Below are 658 nucleotides of genomic sequence, written 5' to 3'. Positions count from 1 at the left end.
TACATATATTTTAAATCAATCATAGGATAGTTTCTCTAATACTACAGATTTACCATCATTGCAAAATGAAAATGATCAACTAAAAAAATTAGTGATGTAAGAATAAAAAACTCAAATAACCCAGCTCAGAAATTGCACTCAATAATTTTGCAGTGAGTTGTTTTTCTATTGCTTGGCAATCAAAAGATAAAGGAATTTTATGGGTCGCAACCAATTGATCAAAAAATAATTTAATAGCTTGAATCGGTAAAAGTCCATAATTTGCCAAAATTTGGGTAGCTTCAGTTCTTAAATGTTCATCAAGACGGACATTAAAATTATAGTAGCCATTATTTGCCTTTTTTATCTATTCTTTACAATATAAAGTTTCTAAATTTCCGACATAGACTCCTGTTAAAATCATCAGAATAAGAAAATAAACACAAGATGCAAAACAGCTTCATTGCCTCTTGTTTTATGTTTATTTAGTTTGGCTTAATTTCTAAAAATTAATTTTTGCATTTGTTGTGCTTTTTGCATAACTAAATCCCCTAAAACAGCTTTAAACAAACTAAACTAAATTTACCCCCTGCCAAGGGCGAAATTACGAGTTACAAACTCAAAACTGGCGTTTGTTTATAACTCATAATTTCGTCAAAAGACTTTCCCACTTTTGCAA

The 658-nt window shown here is 29.3% G+C and carries 1 protein-coding gene; it reads right to left on the bottom strand.

Features of this window, described 5'->3' with window-relative positions:
* Window positions 1–88 precede the first annotated feature (88 nt).
* Window positions 89–346, bottom strand: a complete 258-nt coding sequence (locus ACZBKJ_RS09930; RefSeq protein ID WP_463200939.1) for a type II toxin-antitoxin system RelB/DinJ family antitoxin — start codon at window positions 344–346, stop codon at window positions 89–91.
* Window positions 347–658 lie beyond the last annotated feature (312 nt).

The sequence above is a fragment of the Moraxella sp. I5G genome (assembly GCF_055193055.1).
This window is presented reverse-complemented; position numbering and strand designations above follow the sequence as displayed.